This is a genomic window from Sorangium sp. So ce367 (genome assembly GCF_051520455.1).
GTDB classification, from domain to species: Bacteria; Myxococcota_A; Polyangia; order Polyangiales; family Polyangiaceae; genus Sorangium; species Sorangium cellulosum_B.
Genome location: NZ_CP150334.1, coordinates 492,046 through 508,656, shown reverse-complemented (window position 1 = coordinate 508,656; position 16,611 = coordinate 492,046). Strand labels below are relative to the sequence as shown.

Below are 16,611 nucleotides of genomic sequence, written 5' to 3'. Positions count from 1 at the left end.
CCGTGCCCCCGCGGGCCGCGGCCCCAGCAGCGCTCGTCGAGCCGACACCGAGCTGAACAGGCGCCAAGACGCCTCGAATGTGACCATTTGCCTCGGTCACGCTCGTCGATCCAGGTGACGGAAGCAGGGAAAGCTGGTGTCGAGCCGTATCACGAACGGATGGAACCGGGTCCTCGACGCCGATCCGGAGGGGACATCGTCGCCAGTCAACCTCGCTGTCGCTCCGCCGCCGACGCGGAGTTTGCGCAGGCCCTGGAAGGTCTGGCACGGATGGAGAGGGCGGCCGGCGCCGCCGCGCCGGCGCCGGAGGCGGAGGGGAGCTGCCCGGCCGCGATTCCCGGGCTCCGGACGTCAGCCGGCGACTTCGAGCTTCCGGCCGGCCGGCTTGTTGATGTCGGCGAAGAAGTCGTTGCCCTTGTCGTCCACCACGATGAAGGCGGGGAAATCCTCGACCTCGATCTTCCAGACCGCTTCCATGCCGAGCTCGGGGTACTCGAGCACCTCGACCTTCTTGATGCAGTCCTTCGCGAGGCGCGCGGCCGGACCGCCGATCGAGCCCAGGTAGAAGCCGCCGTGCTTCTTGCACGCCGCGGTGACGGCGGGCGATCGGTTGCCCTTCGCGAGCATGACGTAGCTGCCGCCGTTCGCCTGGAAGAGGTCGACGTACGCGTCCATCCGGCCAGCCGTGGTGGGGCCGAACGAGCCGGAGGCGTAGCCCGCGGGCGTCTTCGCGGGCCCGGCGTAGTAGACCATGAACTCCTGCAGGTAGCTCGGCATGCCGTCGCCGCGATCGAGGCGCTCCTTGATCTTCGCGTGCGCGATGTCTCGCGCGACGATCATCGGGCCGCTCAGCGAGAGCCGCGTGCGGATGGGGTACTTCGAGAGCTCCGCGCGGATCTCGCTCATGGGACGGCGGAGGTCGAGCTTCACGACCTCGCCCTCGAGATCCGCGTCCGTGGTGTCGGGCAGGTACTTCGCGGGATCGGCCTCGAGCTGCTCGAGGAAGATGCCCTCGCGCGTGATCTTGCCGAGCGCCTGACGATCCGCAGAGCACGAGACGGCGATGCCGACAGGGCACGAGGCGCCGTGGCGCGGCAGGCGGATGACCCGGACGTCGTGGCAGAAGTACTTGCCCCCGAACTGCGCCCCGATCCCCGTCCGCTGCGCGAGCTCGAGCACCTTCTGCTCGAGCTCGCGGTCGCGGAAGCCGCGCCCGCGCGCGTTGCCGTCGGCCGGGAGCGTGTCGAGGTAGCGCGCGGAGGCGAGCTTCGCGACCTTGAGCGTGTACTCGGCCGACGTGCCGCCGACGACGATGGCGAGGTGGTACGGCGGGCACGCCGCGGTGCCGAGCGCGCGGATCTTCGCCTCGACGAAGGAGAGCAGGCTCTCCGGGTTCAGGAGCGCCTTGGTCTCCTGGTAAAGATAGCTCTTGTTCGCGGAGCCGCCGCCCTTCGCCATGAACAGGAGCTTGTAGGCGTCGCCGTCCGTCGCGAAGATCTCGATCTGCGCAGGGAGGTTGTCGTTCGTGTTGACCTCCCGGTACATGTCGAGCGGCGCGAGCTGCGAATAACGCAGGTTCTGCGCGCGGTAGGTCTCGAAGACGCCGCGCGCGATCGCCGCCTCGTCGCCGCCGCCCGTGAAGACGAGCTGGCCCTTCTTGCCCATGACGACGGCCGTGCCGGTGTCCTGGCACGACGGGAGCACGCCCCCCGCGGCGATGCTCGCGTTCTTGAGGAGCTCGAGGGCGACGAAGCGATCGTTCGAGGAGGCCTCGGGATCGCCGAGGATCCGCGCGAGCTGCGCGAGGTGACCGGGCCGGAGGAGGTGGGCGATGTCGCGCATCGCCTCGCGCGCGAGCAGGGTGAGCCCCTCCGGCTCGACCTTGAGGAACGTCGAGCCGGCGGCCTCGAAGGTCGAGACATGGTCGCGGCTGACGAGGCGGTACGGGGTCTCGTCATGGCCGAGGGGGAGCATGTCCTGGTACTGGAAATCGGTCATCGTTCGGGTCTCCGGGGAAGCAGAGAAGCAGAGAAGCAGAGAGGAAGAGGGGCAGAGGGGCCGAGAGGCTGCGGGTCCCTCCTTCTTTGCATGGCTCCCGCCCCGGGCTCAACACCCACCCAGCGCCGGCCGTCACGCGGGGAGCGCGCGCTCGACGTCGCCGAGGACGGCCGAGATCTGCCGCAGGAGCGGCTCCCGGGCGCTCCGCAGGAAGAAGTGTCCGCCGGGGAACATCTCGACCCGGAAGGCCCCGCGCGTGTGATGGCGCCAGCCTTCGAGATCGGCGCGGTCCGCGCGCTCGTCGTCGAGGCCCCCGAACGCGGAGATCGGACAATCGAGCGGGGTCCCCGGGACGAACGGCTCGGCCTCGTTGACCGCGAAATCCGCGCGCAGGACAGGCAGGAAGAGCGCCAGGAGCTCCGGGTCGCGCAGCACCTCGTCGGGCGTGCCCCCCATGCGGCGGATCCGCTCCAGAAACTCGGGCTCGGGCAGGCCGTGGAGCGGATCCGAGCCGCGAACGTGAGGCGGGCGCCGGCCCGACACGAAGAGGTGGCGCGGCAGCGGTGCTCCCCGGCGGCGGAGCTCGCGCGCGAGCTCGAAGCAGACGAGCGCGCCGAGGCTGTGGCCATACAGCGCGAACGGCTTCGTGAGCCACGGCTCGAGCGCGGTGGCGAGGGCCTGGACGAGCGGCGTCAGGCGCTCGAACGGCGGCTCGCTCATGCGCGCCTCCCGGCCGGGGAGCTTGAGCGCGCAGAGCTCCGTGTGCGCGGGGAGCGCGCGCCACCAGGCGCTGTAGATCGACGAGCCGCCGCCCGCATAGGGCGCACAGAAGAGTCGAAGCCGGGCAGCAGGGTTCGGCCTCGGCACGCCGACCCAGGGGTCGCGGCTCGGGCTGGGGGTCGTCATCACGGAGCGCTCAGCGTAGCTCGCCCCCGCGGCGCTCGCTCCCTACCATTTGCTGCCCAGGGCGACGCGGATGGTGGCGACCTTCCCCTGATCGAGGCCGAAGCCGAGGTCGTCGTCGAGCGCGACCAGCGCGCCGACGCGGGTGAAAGAGCCCTTCACGAGCGGCTCCCAGCCGACGAACGGCTCCGCCGCGAGCTGGGCCGAGTTGCTCGAGGAGAGAGGGAACGCCGCCTGAAGGCGCATGCCGATGCCAAAGTTCCCGAACGGGCGGAACTCGATCTCGTTTCCCTGCTCGATCACGGTCTTCGTGTCCTCCCCGTCGCGGGTCGGAAAGAAGACCTGACTCGCGAGATCGTGGGTGAAGAACAGGACCTTGCCGACGTTGATCTCGGTCCCGACGCGCGCCCGGAAGGCCCAGTGCGCGAGCAGCACGCGCTGCGCATCGAAGTAAGCCCGCGCGGGGAAGTTCGCCACCGACGCGACCTGGAGCTCCGTCCCCGGGTGCGGGTGGAGCGGGATCGTCAAGCTCATGCCGCCGAAGAGCGCGAGGATGGGCAGGGCGTTGGCAGCGTAGTGGAGGCCGAACGTGGGATTGCCGATGAAGAATTGGCTGTATCCTGCGTTGCTCGTGAACCGCCTGCCGAACAGGTCTGTCGACTGGGGGCCCGAGACGTCGCCGTAGACGAACGGGATCTCCGCGTCGAGGTGGAGACCCGCGAACAGCTTGTACTGGGTGGCGGCGGTGATGGCGACGCCGAGCCGCGACGACTCCTCGACGGAGGCCTCTTCGCCGGCAGCCGCCGCGATCTCCCGCTGGTAAGACGAGCTGAGGACGTCGATCTCGAAGCCGAACCGGCCTCCCTGGCTCTTCGCCCAACGCTCCTTCGTCTTGTCGGTGACGGGCTGCCGCGGCGCCGCCTCTTGCGCGAGCGCAGGCGCGGCCAGGGAGAGCATGAGGAACAGGGTCCCAAGAGACGCTTTGGTCGTGCTCACCTGGTGTCTCCCATCTCGTTCTCAACTCGCGGGCAGCGCGGGCGATTGACCACCTTGTCGCACCGTCGCCGCGGCGTCGCACGGGAGAGGCCCCCATGACCGCGGCGATCGCCCGGATCAATGCAGCTCCAGCGCGCTGGATGCAAGCGTTTTGACCGTCGCGACCCTGCGACGCTCTGCGTCGGTCCTAGAAAGAGCCCGCGATCTCGAGAGACGCCGGCGCGATCGTGAGCCTCACCGGAGGAGATGACGCGCGCTCTCCGTCGGCGCGCTCCGGGCCTGCGCCAGCGACAGTGAGGTAGATCGAGATGCCGCCGGCGAGCACGGCGGCGCCCGCGAGCAGGTCGGTGGTGAGCGCGAGCGCCTCGCTCCTCGCCCGCGCTCGCTCGACGGCGCGGGCGTCGCCGGGATACCGATCGAGCTCCGCGTCGAGGTCCCCGGAAGCGCCGAGCGCCAGGAGCCCGGTGGCGGCCGCGCCCACGGCGAGCGCGCCGGTCGCGAGCCAGGGCAACACGGGCACGCTCCGCTGCTGGCGAGGCGCGCGGTCCATCCGCAGCGCGCCCGGCGGCGCCGGCGGCGGAGCCGGCGCGCCGCCCGCGCCCTCGCCGGGGCCGTGCAGGGCTCGCGCTTCGGGGAGCTGGATCTTGAGCTGAACGTGATCGCCGCCGGCCACGTCGACGACCCTCAACACGGCCGGGCGGCCCGGCGCCTCGGCGGCGATGCGGCGGCGCCCGGCGCTCATCAGAAGGGGCTCAGCGAGCGGCGTCTTGCCCGCCGGCACGCCGTCCACGGAGATCTCGACGTCCGGCGCCGAGGTCGAGATCTCCACCGTCGCGACGCGGCTCCGCAGGACGGCGATGTCCCGCTCCACCTCGGCCCGCCGGCCGCCCGGGATCCGCTCGCCACCGTCGGCGAGGTACCTCTCGAAGGCGCGCAGCGCGCAGGCGTAGTCCTTGAGCTGATAACACGTACCCGCGATGTTGTAGAGCACCTGATATGCGGGCGCGAGCTCGTAGGCGCGGCGAAACTCGGTGAGCGCAGCGCCATAATCCACCTCGTTGTAGAGCTCGACGCCTCGCCGGAAGCGGGCGTCGGCCTCCTCGGTCTTGTTACCGGCAGGCTGAGCGAACGCGCCGAGCGGGGCGCTGAGCACGATCGCGGCGCAGAGGGCGAGCGCTCTCGGGGTGTTCATCGGGCGTACGGGCTCTCCAGATCGATCCCCCGCTTCGGCTTCTGCTCGGCAGGTGGCGTCGCGGGCGCGCTCGACGGCGGCGCGGCGGACGCAGGCGGCGCCGTGGCGACGCTCGCCGGGGCGCTCCGACCGATGGCGGCGAGCCTCCCCGGCTGCGCTTCCGGTGCGCTCTTCAACGCGAGGCTCAAGAAGAGATCGTTGCTCGCCGTGACCTTCTCTTCCTGCGCGAGGAAACCCGGCGCCTCCGCGCGGATGACGTGCGCGCGGCCATCCCTGGCGAGGCGGCCCTCGTAGGCGCCGGTCGACATCGGCGAGCCGTCGATGGAGACCTTCGCGTCGGCCGGCGAGACGCGGACGACGAGGCGGATGGCCTCTTCCTGCTTCGGAGAGGGCTCCGCCGCAGGCTGCGCGGCGACCTGCGCCTCTTGGTGATCGCTCGCGGCGATCCTCCATGGCTGCGCGCGCAAGACCCCGACGCTCACGGCTCCGCCGATGGCGACGAAGGTGACCGCGATCACGACTATCGTGCGGTTCGGGCGCGCGGGGCGCTCCTTCGCGCCGGTCATGCTGACCGAGGGCAGCATCGAGCTCCCGTCCGAGGAGGCGCTGACCGCCGCGGGCGCGGTCAAGGTCGGCGTCATCGACATCGGACCGGCGCTCAGCTTCGGCAGGTCGGGCGCCGGCGTGACCCTCGGATAGCTCCCGGTCCAGCGCACGCCGCGCAGCTGCTCCTCCACGACTTGCTTGATCCGCGCCCGGTCGTCGGCGAACTGGCCGGCCACGATCTCGCCGACCTCCCGCGCGGACATGCCCCGGTGGCGCTCGCCGAGCCAGCGCTCGAGATCCGCCTGCAGCTCGGCCGCGGAGGCATGACGGTCCTCGAGCGCGGGCGCGAGCGCCTTCTGGCAGATCCGCTCGATCTCGGGGTCGAGCTCGACCCTGGACGCCTCTTCCGCGAGCCTCGGGACCTCTCCGATGGCGAGCCGCCCGAGGATCGCGAGGTCGTTGAAGCCCTTCCACATGCGCCTCCGGGCAAGCGCCTCCCAGAGGATCACCCCCACCGAGAAGACGTCGGAGCGCCGGTCGACGCGCTCTCCGCGCGCTTGCTCCGGCGACATGTACGAGACCTTGCCCTTGAGCGTTCCGGTGCGCGTCTCCGTCAGCGAGTCGGCCGCCTTGGCGATACCGAAGTCGACGACCTTGATCACGCCATCATAGGTGACGAAGATGTTCTGCGGACTCACGTCGCGGTGGACGACGTGGATGGGTGTTCCGTCGAAATCGCGCAGGTTGTGCGCGTAATGGAGCCCGGCCAGCGCGTCGCACAGGACGCGAACCTGGAGCGCGAGCGGCACCTTGTCGTGCCCCACGCGGGAGCGAATGCTGCCGAGCGGCTGGCCGTCGAGGTACTCCATCGCGATGAAGAAGCGCGCTCCCTCGTCGCCGACCTCGTACGTCTGAACGACGTTCGGATGATTCAATCGGGCCGCGAGCCGCGCCTCGTCGAGGAACATGGCCAGGATGTCGGCGTCCTCCACGAGCTCGGGCCGCACCCGCTTCAGCACGACGAGCTTGTTGAATCCCACCGGGCCCTGGGCGACCGCGAGGCAGACGTCGGCCATACCTCCCCTGCCGATCTCGGCGATCGGGCGATATTTCCGCCAACCATTGGGATCGCTGGGAGCGCTCATTCGACCTGTGCCGGATCGGTCCCCAGAGGGAGGCCAGCCCGGCCCGGAGAATGCCCGCGACCTGTTACCTCGAAGCGGCCGTCATGTAACGTTCTCGCGAATGCGATGGCCTGTCAGCGACGGTGTCGCCACGTCCCGGTCGGCCGGACAGCGCGGTCCTGCCTGACAGAGACGATTCCCTCGCCATCGGGTGATTGCAATGAACCATGAGCGCAGCCCCGTCGATTCACCACCTGCCGCCGCCCTCGCGCTGGCCATGGGCGCGCTCGCCACGAGCGCCCTCGCGTGCTCGCTCATCATCGAGCAGCGGGACGTGCAATGCACTTCCGACGCGGACTGCGCGCAGTTCGACGGCGCCATCTGCGATCGCACGGACAGCACCTGCGTCCCCTCGTCGAGCGGCTCAGCCGGCGGCGGGGGCGACGACCCGCCAGGCGGGTGCGCGGCGGCCGACAAGCCGACCGTCGAGATCACCGGGGATATCACGGAGGATTTCACGCTCAGATGTGACAAGAAGTACATCCTCAAGGGCCAGGTGAACGTCTCGGCCGGGGCGACGCTGACCATCGAGAAGGGCACGACCGTGCTCGGCGAGACGAACCCGCAGGTCCCCGCGACGCTCGTCGTGCACCCCGGATCCAAGCTCATCGCCGTGGGCACCAGGGATGAGCCCATCGTGTTCACGAGCAGCAAGCCCCCGGAGGATCGCAGGGCCGGCGACTGGGGCGGCGTCATCCTCCTCGGCAACGCGCCGACCAACCACGTGGACGCGAACGGCGCACGCACCCCGGGCCAGATCGAGGGGTTGACGAACAACGGGCGATACGGGGGCATCGACGAGAACGACTCGAGCGGCACGCTCAAATATGTGCGCATCGAGTACTCCGGCGTGAAGCTCGCGCCGAACAACGAGATCAACGGGCTCACCCTCGGCGGGGTCGGCAGGGGGACGATCATCGATTTCGTCCAGGTGAGGCACGTGTCCGACGACTGCTTCGAGTTCTTCGGGGGCACGGTGAACGCAAAGCACCTCGCCTGCCAGTACAGCGGCGACGACGCCTTCGACTGGGACCAGGGTTATCGCGGAAAGCTCCAGTTCCTCGTGGCGCAGCAGGACCCGAACGTCGCGGAGGAGACGAACGGGCTCGAGGGGGACAACGACCCGCTCGCGCTCACGCCTGCGCTCGAGCCCCGGAGCGAGCCGACGATCTACAACGCGACGCTCTGCGGGAAAGGCGTGGACGTGGACAAGGAGCAGTACGGCATCCTCCTCCGCCGGTCGACGAAGGCGAACATCGCCAACACGATCGTCACGGGCTTCGAGTCGGGCCTCGACGTGCGCGACCCGGATCCCGAGCAGAACATAGCGAGCTCGATCTTCTTCAATCTGGTGAATGACCTCGCCTACGCCGAGACGAGCGACGGGACAGGCATCCTCCAGGACGACGACGGCGGCTTCGATGAGATCGCGTTCCTGAGCGAGCCCGATCGGAAGAATCGGCAGGAGGACCCGGGTATCCAGGGCTGCTTCGACCCGTCCGCGCCGGTGTTCGGTCCCGCGGCGTCCCTGACCAAGGACGCGGTCGCGCCGCCGGACGGGTTCTTCGACGGGAGCGCCGCGTTCATCGGGGCGTTCAAGGATGCGAGCGACACATGGGCCACCTCGGGGAAGTGGGCGGTGTGGAGCCCGAACTGAAGTACCTCCCCGGATTTTTCGGGGGAATTCTCAGTTAGAGCGATTTGCAGTTGAGCTTGGTACAAGCTGAGCATGGTCGGGCGGGACGGTGGCATCGCTGATGCTGCTGCCTACCGCATGGGCCCGTACAGCATCCATCTGCGGCAGCGGATCATCGACGCCTACCAGAACCGTGAAGGAAGTATCCGGGAGCTGGCCGAGCGGTTCGAGGTCGCCCCGAACACGGTGCAGAACTATCTCACGCAGCTGCGCGCCACGGGCGACCTCGCGCCGAGTCCGCACGGCGGCGGCACGCCACGGAAGTTCGACGAGACGGACGAGCGGGCACTGATTAAGCTGCTGGAAGAGAAGAACGACCGGACATTGGCGGAACTGATCGAGCAGATGGAGCAGCGTCACCATGTGCACGTCAGCGTCTCGACGATGAGCCGTACGCTGCACCGGATGGGGATCACCCGAAAAAAAGGACGTTGGGTGCCAGCGAGCAAGACCGCCCGGACGTTCAACAGGCCCGCGCGAGTTTTCAAAATTGGGCGGGGACCACAGATGCGCGCCGCTTGATCTTCGTCGACGAGTTCGGCGCCAACCTGGGCATGACCCGGCTCTATGGCTACGCCCTGAGCGGGCAGCGGGCCTACGGCAAGGCGCCGGCGAACGCGGACCCGAACCTGACGCTGGTGCTCGGGCTGGGGCTGCAGGGGGTGGTGGCGCCGGTGGTCTTCGAAGGCGCCATGAATCGTCCTCGATTTGAGACGTACGCCCAGGAATATCTGGCTCCGGTGCTGCGGCCTGGCGACATCGTGCTCGTGGATCGACTCAAGCCACATCTATACCCCGAGGTCCGCGCGGCCATCGAGGCGACGGGTGCCGACTACCACCCGCTGCCGCCTTACTCGCCGGATTTCTCGCCGGTGGAAGAGTGTGGCAGCAAGATCAAGCAGACCCTCCGCACCGCTGGGCAGCGGACCGTGGTGGGCGTGCTCGACGCGATGGACAGGGCCCTCCACCAGGTGACGCCGAAGGACGCCGAAGGCTGGTTCCGCCATGCGGGTTACCTCGACCGACCTCCTCGTCCCAGACCGCAGCGCAGGGGCACGCCTCGGAGCCGTGCGCCGCGGGCTCGCACGCCTCGCAAAAGTCGCGCTCGGGATCCGCCAACGCCCAGCTCGAGGGGCACGGTCTGTACCAAACCCAATCGCGAATCGCTCTAGAGCGGTTTTCAGCTGAGCCTAGTACGAGCGTCGCAGAGCGGCGGTCAGCCGCACAGGAGACGGGTCCAGATCGGCGTTTTCGGCGCGGAAGCGCACTCCAGTGCGCTGAGCACCGAAAACGTCGAGATGGGCCCGTATCCGAAGCGGGTGACCGCCGCTCTAGCGCGGGCAGCGCTCCAGCCGCCTGGCGAGGTTCCCGCGCTCCGCCGACTCCGCGCCTCCCCGCGCGCGCAGCGCGAGCGCGAGCGCGCGCGGGAGATCGAGGGCCGCGCCGCGCGCGCGCATCTCCAGATAGGACCGCTCGTAATCGCGAGGGACCCGCAACGACCAGTTGTGCTCGCCCACCGTCCCGGGTGTGTTGTAGATCTCCTTCATCCCGAGCAGATCGGCGAAGAAGACCATCACGTTCGACGCCGGGCTGGCGAAGAGGTCGGCGAGCTTGGCCAGCGCCAGCGCGCGAGGGTCGGACGCGAGCGCGCGCGCCATCGCGCCCTCCTCGGCCGGCGAGGGCGCGAGGCGCGTCGCCAGGTACGCCGCCTGCCGCCCCAGCGCGGAGGCGCGCTCCCAGGTGTCGAGGAGCCTCCAGAGCGGCGGCGTGTCGTGGGTCCCCACCATGATCCAGTCGGCGGGCGCGGCGTTCTCGCTGCGATAGACGTCCTTCGGGTTGTCGAGATCGGCCTTCTGCGTGACCCGGAAGCGCCCCAGCCCGTGCCGTTCAAGGACGGCCCCGAGCGGGTACGGGAGCGTGCTCAGGACCTCGCACACGACGTCGGAGATGGCGCGCCCGCGGGCCTCCGCGCAGCGCGCGATCGTGTCGAAGATGACGCTGTAGCGCCCGACCTGCTCCGGAGACAGCGAGGTCACCCAGTCGTCGGCATACCGGGGCACGGCGCGGTTCAGCTGCCCGGGAGAGACGATGGCGTACCGCGCGAGCAACGGGTGCTCCGGCAGGTCGGGCGACGAGAAGAGCCGCGCCCCGCCCTGGACGGCGCGGAGCGGATCGGGGGCGTCGGCCGCATAGACCCAGGGGCAGACGAGCCCGTGCGGGTGATCGAGGCGCACCCCGTCGAACTCGTCGAACATCTTGTCCATGCGCGCCCGGACGAGCGCGAGCCCGCCGGACGACGCATCGGCGTACTGCGCGGGATCCAGGACAGGGTAGCTCCACACCTGGCCCTCCGGGTTGGTCCGGCTCGGCGGCGCGCCCATGAGATACCCCCTGAGGAAGACCGATTGATAGGCCCAGGCATCCTGAGGCGAGTAGCCTATCTGCAGATCGCCGTAGAGCTTGAGCCCGAGATCGGCCGTCACCGTCCGGAGCGCCGCGTGCTGCTCGTGCGCGAGGAGCTGGCAGAAGGCGTAAAAGCGGAGCTCTTCGCGGTACCTGTCGAGGAGCGCTCTCCTGCGCTCCCCGCACGCGACCACCTCGCCAGGGCCAGGCGCGTAGAGGCGCCGGTCGAGATCGGGCTCGCCAGACCAGCCGTGAAACCAGCCGCTCCGGTGCTCGGCGCAGAGCGGGCCGTAGAGCCCGTCCCTCTCGAGCCACACGGCGTTCCGCCGCGTAAAGGCGTCGAGGCGGCTCTCGAGGTCGCCGAGATCGCCGCGCCTCCGCCGGCCCTCGAACGACGCGTACGCCTCGCGGAGCGCGGCGCGCTGCGCGCGGTAGGCATGGCCGTGCTGCGCGCGCGCCTCGCTGCCAGGAGGCCGCCCGGCGACGATCTCCCGGAGCGACTCGGGGCGGAGGAGCGCGCCAGAGGGGCCGTCCTCGACCAGCCCGGCGAGCGCGATCGACAGCGTGCTCCGCGAGAAGATGGTGCCGTCATACGGAGACGCGTTGTCGGCAGAGGTCTCCCCCTGCGGCCCCAGCTGGACGCCGTTGAAGCCGAGATCCCGCGCGAACCGGAGGAATCGGCGCCCCCCCTCGGTGTTCGGGGACCCGCGCCCGATGTCCTCGGCGTCGTCCGAGGGAAAGCTCGGATCGTGGATCGCGAGCACGAGGTTGCGGATGCCCAGCAGCCCGAGCGCGGCCTCGACGAGCCCCCGCTCGTCATCGCCCCATCGAGCCTCGGCCGGCGCCGTTTCGCCCCTGTCGTTCCCGACGTCCTTCATCGAGGCAAGGTATAGCGATGAACGGATCGGACCGCCAACGCGCAAGGCGAAGAGACCCTCCTGCCTCGGAGATGTGATTACACCGCTGTACGGCAAACCCCGAATGCAGCTGTCAGGCCCCGAGGCGCGTGCCTGCCGCGACTCCCGAGGTCGCGCTCGTGGCCTCCACCATCGGCAGCGTGAAGAAGAACGTGCTGCCCTCGCCCACCTTGCTCTCGACCCAGATCCGCCCGCCGTGCACCTCGACGAGCGCCTTCGCGATCGAGAGGCCGAGCCCGGTGCCCTTGTGGGCCGTCTCCTTCGCCTGCCAGTAGCGCTCGAAGATCCGCGCCCGCTGGTCCTCCGGGATGCCCGGGCCGGTGTCCCGCACCGAGAGGCGCACCTCCCGGCCCCACGGCTCGGCCCGGATCGCGACCTCGCCGCCGGCCGACGTGAACTTGATCGCATTGCCGACGAGGTTGGCGATCACCTGCAGGATCCGCTCGCGATCGCAGAGCGCCCGATCGACGCCGAGCTCGACGCTCTGCTCGAGGCGCAGCGACTTCTCCGCCGCCTCCTCCCGCAAGAGCTCGATGGCGTCGCCGAGCAGGCCAGCGACGTCGTGGGGCACCGGCTGGATCGAGATGTGGCCACCGTCGAGCTTCGCCAGATCGAGCAGATCGCGGATGAGGCGGTTCATGCGATCGGCCGCCTTCTGGATGCGCTCGACAGGGCGCCGCACGTCGACCGCCTCGTCCGCGCCCGGCAGCTTCCGGCGCAGGAGGCTCGTGTTCATGACGATGGTGGCGAGCGGGCTCTTGAGATCGTGCGACACCACCGCGACGAGCTCCTCCCGGGCCCGGATCGCCCGCTGCGCGCTCTCGTACAGCCGCGCGTTGTCGATCGCCAGCGCGGCCCTGCGCCCGAGATCCTCGGCGAGCGCCCGGTCCTCCACGCCGTACATCAGATCGTCGCGGCCGGACGCGATGGTGAGCACGCCGAGCATCGTGCCGCGCGTGACGAGCGGCACGGAGATGTAACGCCGGAGGCCGAGCTCCATGAGGAGCGCCTCGCTGGCCGACACCGGCGGCTCGCTGTCGTACGAGCCGCGCTCGCTCGCCGGGGCGAGGGGCGCGCCCGCGACCTCGCAGAGCGCCGCCTCGCCCGTCTCCAGCACGCTGGCGACGCCGGACGGGAGGACCGAGTCCATCGGCGTCTGGCCCTGCAGGAGGCGCGCGAGCTCGCTCTTCTGCGGATCGGCGTGGACGACGACCGCGCGCCGGAGCATCGCCTCGCGCTCGATGATGTCGACCATGCACCAGTCCGCGACGAACGGGACCGGCAGGCGCGCGACGCGCACCAGCGTCGCCTCGTAATTGAGCGAGCTCGAGAGCAGCCGGCTCGCCTCCGAGAGGAAGGCCGCGCGCCGCTGCGCCGCCTCCGCCGCCGCGCGCCCCGCCTCCGCGGCGGCGAGGTTCCGCGCCCGCTCGCGCTCGTTCTCGATCATGCGGGCGTAGAGCAGGCGGTGCACGAGCGCCGTGCGGAAGGTCGCCGTGAGCCGGCGCATCATGCCCCGGTACCGGGGCGCGAACGGGGGCTCGCTCTCGAAGCAGAGGAGGAGGCTGGACGCGCCGCTGTCGCCCTGCCCCTCCAGCGAGAAGTGCCACGTCACGAGCCCGGGCCGCGCGAGCTCGGGGTACGGCAAGGAGAGGCCCGCGCCCGCGCCGCTGGGCTCGCCCGACGCGGCGGGCGAGCCCGGCGGGATGGGCAGCGCGCGCGAGCTCGCCGACAGGCCGGCGGCGTCGAGGAGCCGCGGGGCCCGCGGGGCCGGCTCGACGAGCACGAGCACGGCGATGCAGCTCAGGCGCTCGGCGAGCCGCTCCAGGAAGACCGCCATCGACTGGTGCGGATCGAAGAGGTCGAGCGCCGCGACCGTGAGCTCCTGGAGGACGCTGAGGAGCGCCAGCCGTTCCTCCTGGATCTCGTGCTCTTCGCCGCTCGCCATGACAGGGCTCCAACCGCTCCCGCGCTCAGGCCCCCAGGGCGAGCACGACAGCGGTCTTGTTGTGAAACTGCGGTACTCCTCGGCCCAGCGTACCGACCTCTCCAAACGTCAGACATCCCATCACCGGGACGCTCTCGCCGAGCTCGCTCTCGAAGGTGGTCAGCTCGTCGCGCACCGTGTCGCCGAGCATCATGCACCGCGAGATGCAGTCGAACACGAACGCGCCGGCGATGGGCCCGGCCACCGCCTCGCGCGCCGTGGTCGCGGCCTCGCGCGCGGCGCCGACGAGGCCGATGGGGTCGCCCTCCATGACGCGGATGAGGCACCCGTCCGGGACCTCGCCGACGCAGTAGAGCCCCCCCGGCGAGACGACGCGCAGCGGATCGCGGATGACGTGCTCGCCGTCGGCCTGCGGGATGCCGAGCGGGTGGGTCATGGCGAACGTGGCGAAGCCGTCGATGTTCACCTGATCCCCCCTCGCCCGCGCGGTGCGCTGGTAGACCGAGAAGGCGCCCTCGTACTCGAGCTCGGCGAGGACCGTGCCCTCGGCGCGGGTGACCATCGTGGGCGGGCCATACGGCCGGAAGCCGTGGCGGATGCCGGTCGCCATGCGCGCCGGCGAGTCGATCGCGACGACGACCACGCTGTCCGAGTAGGCGCTGCCGCCAGCGAACTGCGCGGTGCGCACGAAGCGGAGGTTGTCGCCCGCGCCGCCGCCAGCCCAGACGACGCCCGTCCCGCCGACCTCGACCGCGCCGCGCACCACGTCGGCGGCGTTGCCCGTGACCGCGTCCGGCAGCACGATGAGCGCGCGGCTCCACCCGGGAGCGACGGACGACGGGAACGCCTCGAGGGCGCGCGAGGCGGCGAGCACGCCGGCGCGCCGCCCGTCCTGGCTCACCGGCTGCGCGACCCCGACGCCGACACGCACCGTCTCCGAGGCGACGAGCCCCACCACGAGCCCCTGCCGGAGCAGCCGGCTGCCGGCGAAGACCCCGGCAGTGCAGCACCCCGCCCAGGGGACGCCCGGCAGCTGGCTCGTCACGGCCGCGGCGAGCGCGTCGGCGTCGTACTGGTCCGTCGATAAGACGAGGGCGAATGCCGGTCGCGCCACATGCTCCGTGCGGGAAGCCCCGCGGAGCGCCGTCGCCACGGCCTCTGAAGCAGCCTCTCTCGGATCCGCCGCGGAGCTCGCCCCGACAAATACCTGTGTCGCCATGTTCCCTCCCCCCATCGGAATTTCGGCACTCGCGTTATACTGGAGATTCATCCGATCGTCACGGCGGGTGATTGTCCCGTGATGTCATCCGTACAGGGCGCTCCCGTTCGTCGAGCGACTCACGATTTTCCCGGCGCGACGCTCCTCGCCGAAGAGCCAGACAGAGCCGTGAGGAGGCCCGCGGAGCGCTGATCTGCGAGGAGAGAGGGAGGCGCCTGACACCAAGGGGGCAGGACCCTCATCCTCCAATAAGACAACGCGCGCTGCAAGCTCGGCAGACACGCCGGACACACTCGAGTCGGCCGTACAGGAGCAATCAGGGTCTTGCGCAAAACCTGGACAACACGGCACCACACGGCAGGATCGTGGCATTGCGAACCGCGCTCGATGGGGCCTTGATGCCCGAGGCGGAATCAAGGCGAGTCCACGGCGCGCTGCCAGGCGAGGCGTGGTCGTTCCGTCCGACGAGAGACGGTGAACCCCGGAACCTCGCCTGTAATGGGATGTTTCGGGAACAAGCTCAGGGATTCGCCCGCAAGAGCGAGTACGTCAGGGGGTGCCAGAACCCGCCCTGTTCCGCCCCCGGAGCGGCCCCGACGGCGACAAGCACGAACCCCTGACCGTCCCCGATGTCGGCCGCCGGCACGTCGCTGCTCGCCAGGATCTCGCGCATCGGCACCGACGACGTCACCGTCCCCTCGATGGGATCGCGGGTCTCGATCGCGACCTCGTCGAGCGCGCCGAGGTCGCTCACCGAGAGCCCGGTGGACGGCGGGAACGGCGCGATCGCGCCGTAGGAGAGGTCCTGCGCGAGCGTCACCCCGGTCGCGTCGTCGCGCCCAGGCGTCAGGTCCACATGGACCACCGGCGTCGCCGCGCTCGCGTGCGCGACCTGCAGGCTCACCCTGTCGAACGTCGTCCGCCGCGACATGGCGACCGCGACGAGGCCGGCGGTCGGCGTGTCGATCGTGTAGGCGTCGCCGCAGCCTTCCTTCTCGCTCTCGTGCGTGTGCCCCTCGCCGCCGAGGCATCCGGTGGCGACCAGGAGGAGGCTCTTCTCCTCGGCGAACACGGGCGCCGGCAGCACGGGGAGCCCCGCGGCCACGATCGGGGCCGCGCTCTCCGCCGCGAGCGCGAGGATCTCCGCGCAGTCGAGCCCCTCCGTCGCGCGGAGGTCGCCGGCGATCACGTGCGCGCGCAGGCTCGTCCCCTCGGGGATCGCCGCGCCGAGCGGCTCGACCTCCTGGGCCCGGGCGAACGCGAGGCCCGCGGCGGCGCCCGGCCAGGGGTCCACGCCGGCGCCCGTCCCGTCGGGGTACGCGAGGAAGCAGAAGCGGACCGCGTCGTGATCGCTGATGCCGTTCACCACCGTGAGCCTCGTCGGCCCCGGCGGCTCGACCGCGCCGCCGCCCGCGCCCGTGGTCGTCGTCGCGCCGCTCGTTGTCGCTCCCGGGCCGCCGCCGGCGCCGGAGGTGGCCGCCCCGCTCGATGGATCCCGGCCGAGGACGCCGTGGTCCTGCGTGCAGGCTGCCGCGACGGCAAGCGAGATCCCCCCGAGGCAGGCCCATCCGGACGAACGAACTCGGTGCAGCACGCTGCGAGCTTACCGTGC

General features: G+C 70.6%; 12 protein-coding genes. 3 read left to right on the top strand and 9 right to left on the bottom strand.

What is annotated here, in order from left to right; all coding sequences use genetic code 11:
* Positions 1–351: 351 nt before the first annotated feature.
* The 5 genes from WME97_RS01930 to WME97_RS01910 all read right to left on the bottom strand — a co-directional run bounded on the left by WME97_RS01930 (position 352) and on the right by WME97_RS01910 (position 6,780).
* Positions 352–1,998, bottom strand: a complete 1,647-nt coding sequence (locus tag WME97_RS01930) for a fumarate hydratase (protein WP_012232992.1) — start codon at positions 1,996–1,998, stop codon at positions 352–354.
* A 132-nt stretch (positions 1,999–2,130) separates the two neighbouring features.
* The gene (locus tag WME97_RS01925; RefSeq protein WP_437549025.1) at positions 2,131–2,904 is read right to left on the bottom strand and encodes a thioesterase II family protein; all 774 of its coding nucleotides are present in this window, start codon (positions 2,902–2,904) and stop codon (positions 2,131–2,133) included.
* Between the two features lie 42 nt (positions 2,905–2,946).
* Entirely contained in the window at positions 2,947–3,897 is a 951-nt protein-coding gene (locus WME97_RS01920) for a hypothetical protein (RefSeq protein WP_437549023.1), read from the bottom strand.
* A 187-nt stretch (positions 3,898–4,084) separates the two neighbouring features.
* Entirely contained in the window at positions 4,085–5,089 is a 1,005-nt protein-coding gene (locus WME97_RS01915) for a PEGA domain-containing protein (protein ID WP_437549021.1), read from the bottom strand.
* Positions 5,086–6,780, bottom strand: coding sequence for a serine/threonine protein kinase (locus WME97_RS01910; RefSeq protein WP_437549019.1), 1,695 nt, complete (start codon positions 6,778–6,780; stop codon positions 5,086–5,088). The genes WME97_RS01915 and WME97_RS01910 overlap by 4 nt, the downstream gene beginning before the upstream one ends.
* 199 nt (positions 6,781–6,979) lie before the next feature.
* Between WME97_RS01910 and WME97_RS01905 the strand changes: the two genes are divergently transcribed.
* The 3 genes from WME97_RS01905 (at position 6,980) to WME97_RS01895 (ending at position 9,687) form a co-directional block, all read left to right on the top strand.
* Positions 6,980–8,476, top strand: coding sequence for a hypothetical protein (locus WME97_RS01905; protein ID WP_437549017.1), 1,497 nt, complete (start codon positions 6,980–6,982; stop codon positions 8,474–8,476).
* A gap of 72 nt (positions 8,477–8,548) precedes the next feature.
* Positions 8,549–9,037, top strand: coding sequence for a helix-turn-helix domain-containing protein (locus WME97_RS01900; protein WP_437541932.1), 489 nt, complete (start codon positions 8,549–8,551; stop codon positions 9,035–9,037).
* The gene (locus WME97_RS01895) at positions 9,034–9,687 is read left to right on the top strand and encodes a transposase (protein ID WP_437542332.1); all 654 of its coding nucleotides are present in this window, start codon (positions 9,034–9,036) and stop codon (positions 9,685–9,687) included. The genes WME97_RS01900 and WME97_RS01895 overlap by 4 nt, the downstream gene beginning before the upstream one ends.
* A gap of 159 nt (positions 9,688–9,846) precedes the next feature.
* On the opposite strand, the gene WME97_RS01890 is transcribed toward WME97_RS01895, so the two are convergent.
* The 4 genes from WME97_RS01890 to WME97_RS01875 all read right to left on the bottom strand — a co-directional run bounded on the left by WME97_RS01890 (position 9,847) and on the right by WME97_RS01875 (position 16,593).
* A complete protein-coding gene (locus WME97_RS01890) occupies positions 9,847–11,796 on the bottom strand; it encodes a 4-alpha-glucanotransferase (RefSeq protein ID WP_437549016.1) in 1,950 nt (649 codons plus the stop codon).
* A 112-nt stretch (positions 11,797–11,908) separates the two neighbouring features.
* Positions 11,909–13,780 carry an ATP-binding protein gene (locus WME97_RS01885; protein ID WP_437549015.1) on the bottom strand — a complete coding sequence of 624 codons (1,872 nt, stop codon included), beginning with the start codon at positions 13,778–13,780 and terminating at the stop codon, positions 11,909–11,911.
* A gap of 25 nt (positions 13,781–13,805) precedes the next feature.
* Entirely contained in the window at positions 13,806–14,894 is a 1,089-nt protein-coding gene (locus WME97_RS01880) for an FIST signal transduction protein (RefSeq protein ID WP_437549013.1), read from the bottom strand.
* Between the two features lie 625 nt (positions 14,895–15,519).
* Positions 15,520–16,593 (bottom strand): hypothetical protein, encoded by a 1,074-nt coding sequence (locus WME97_RS01875; RefSeq protein ID WP_437549011.1) that lies wholly within the window; start codon positions 16,591–16,593, stop codon positions 15,520–15,522.
* Positions 16,594–16,611: the final 18 nt, after the last annotated feature.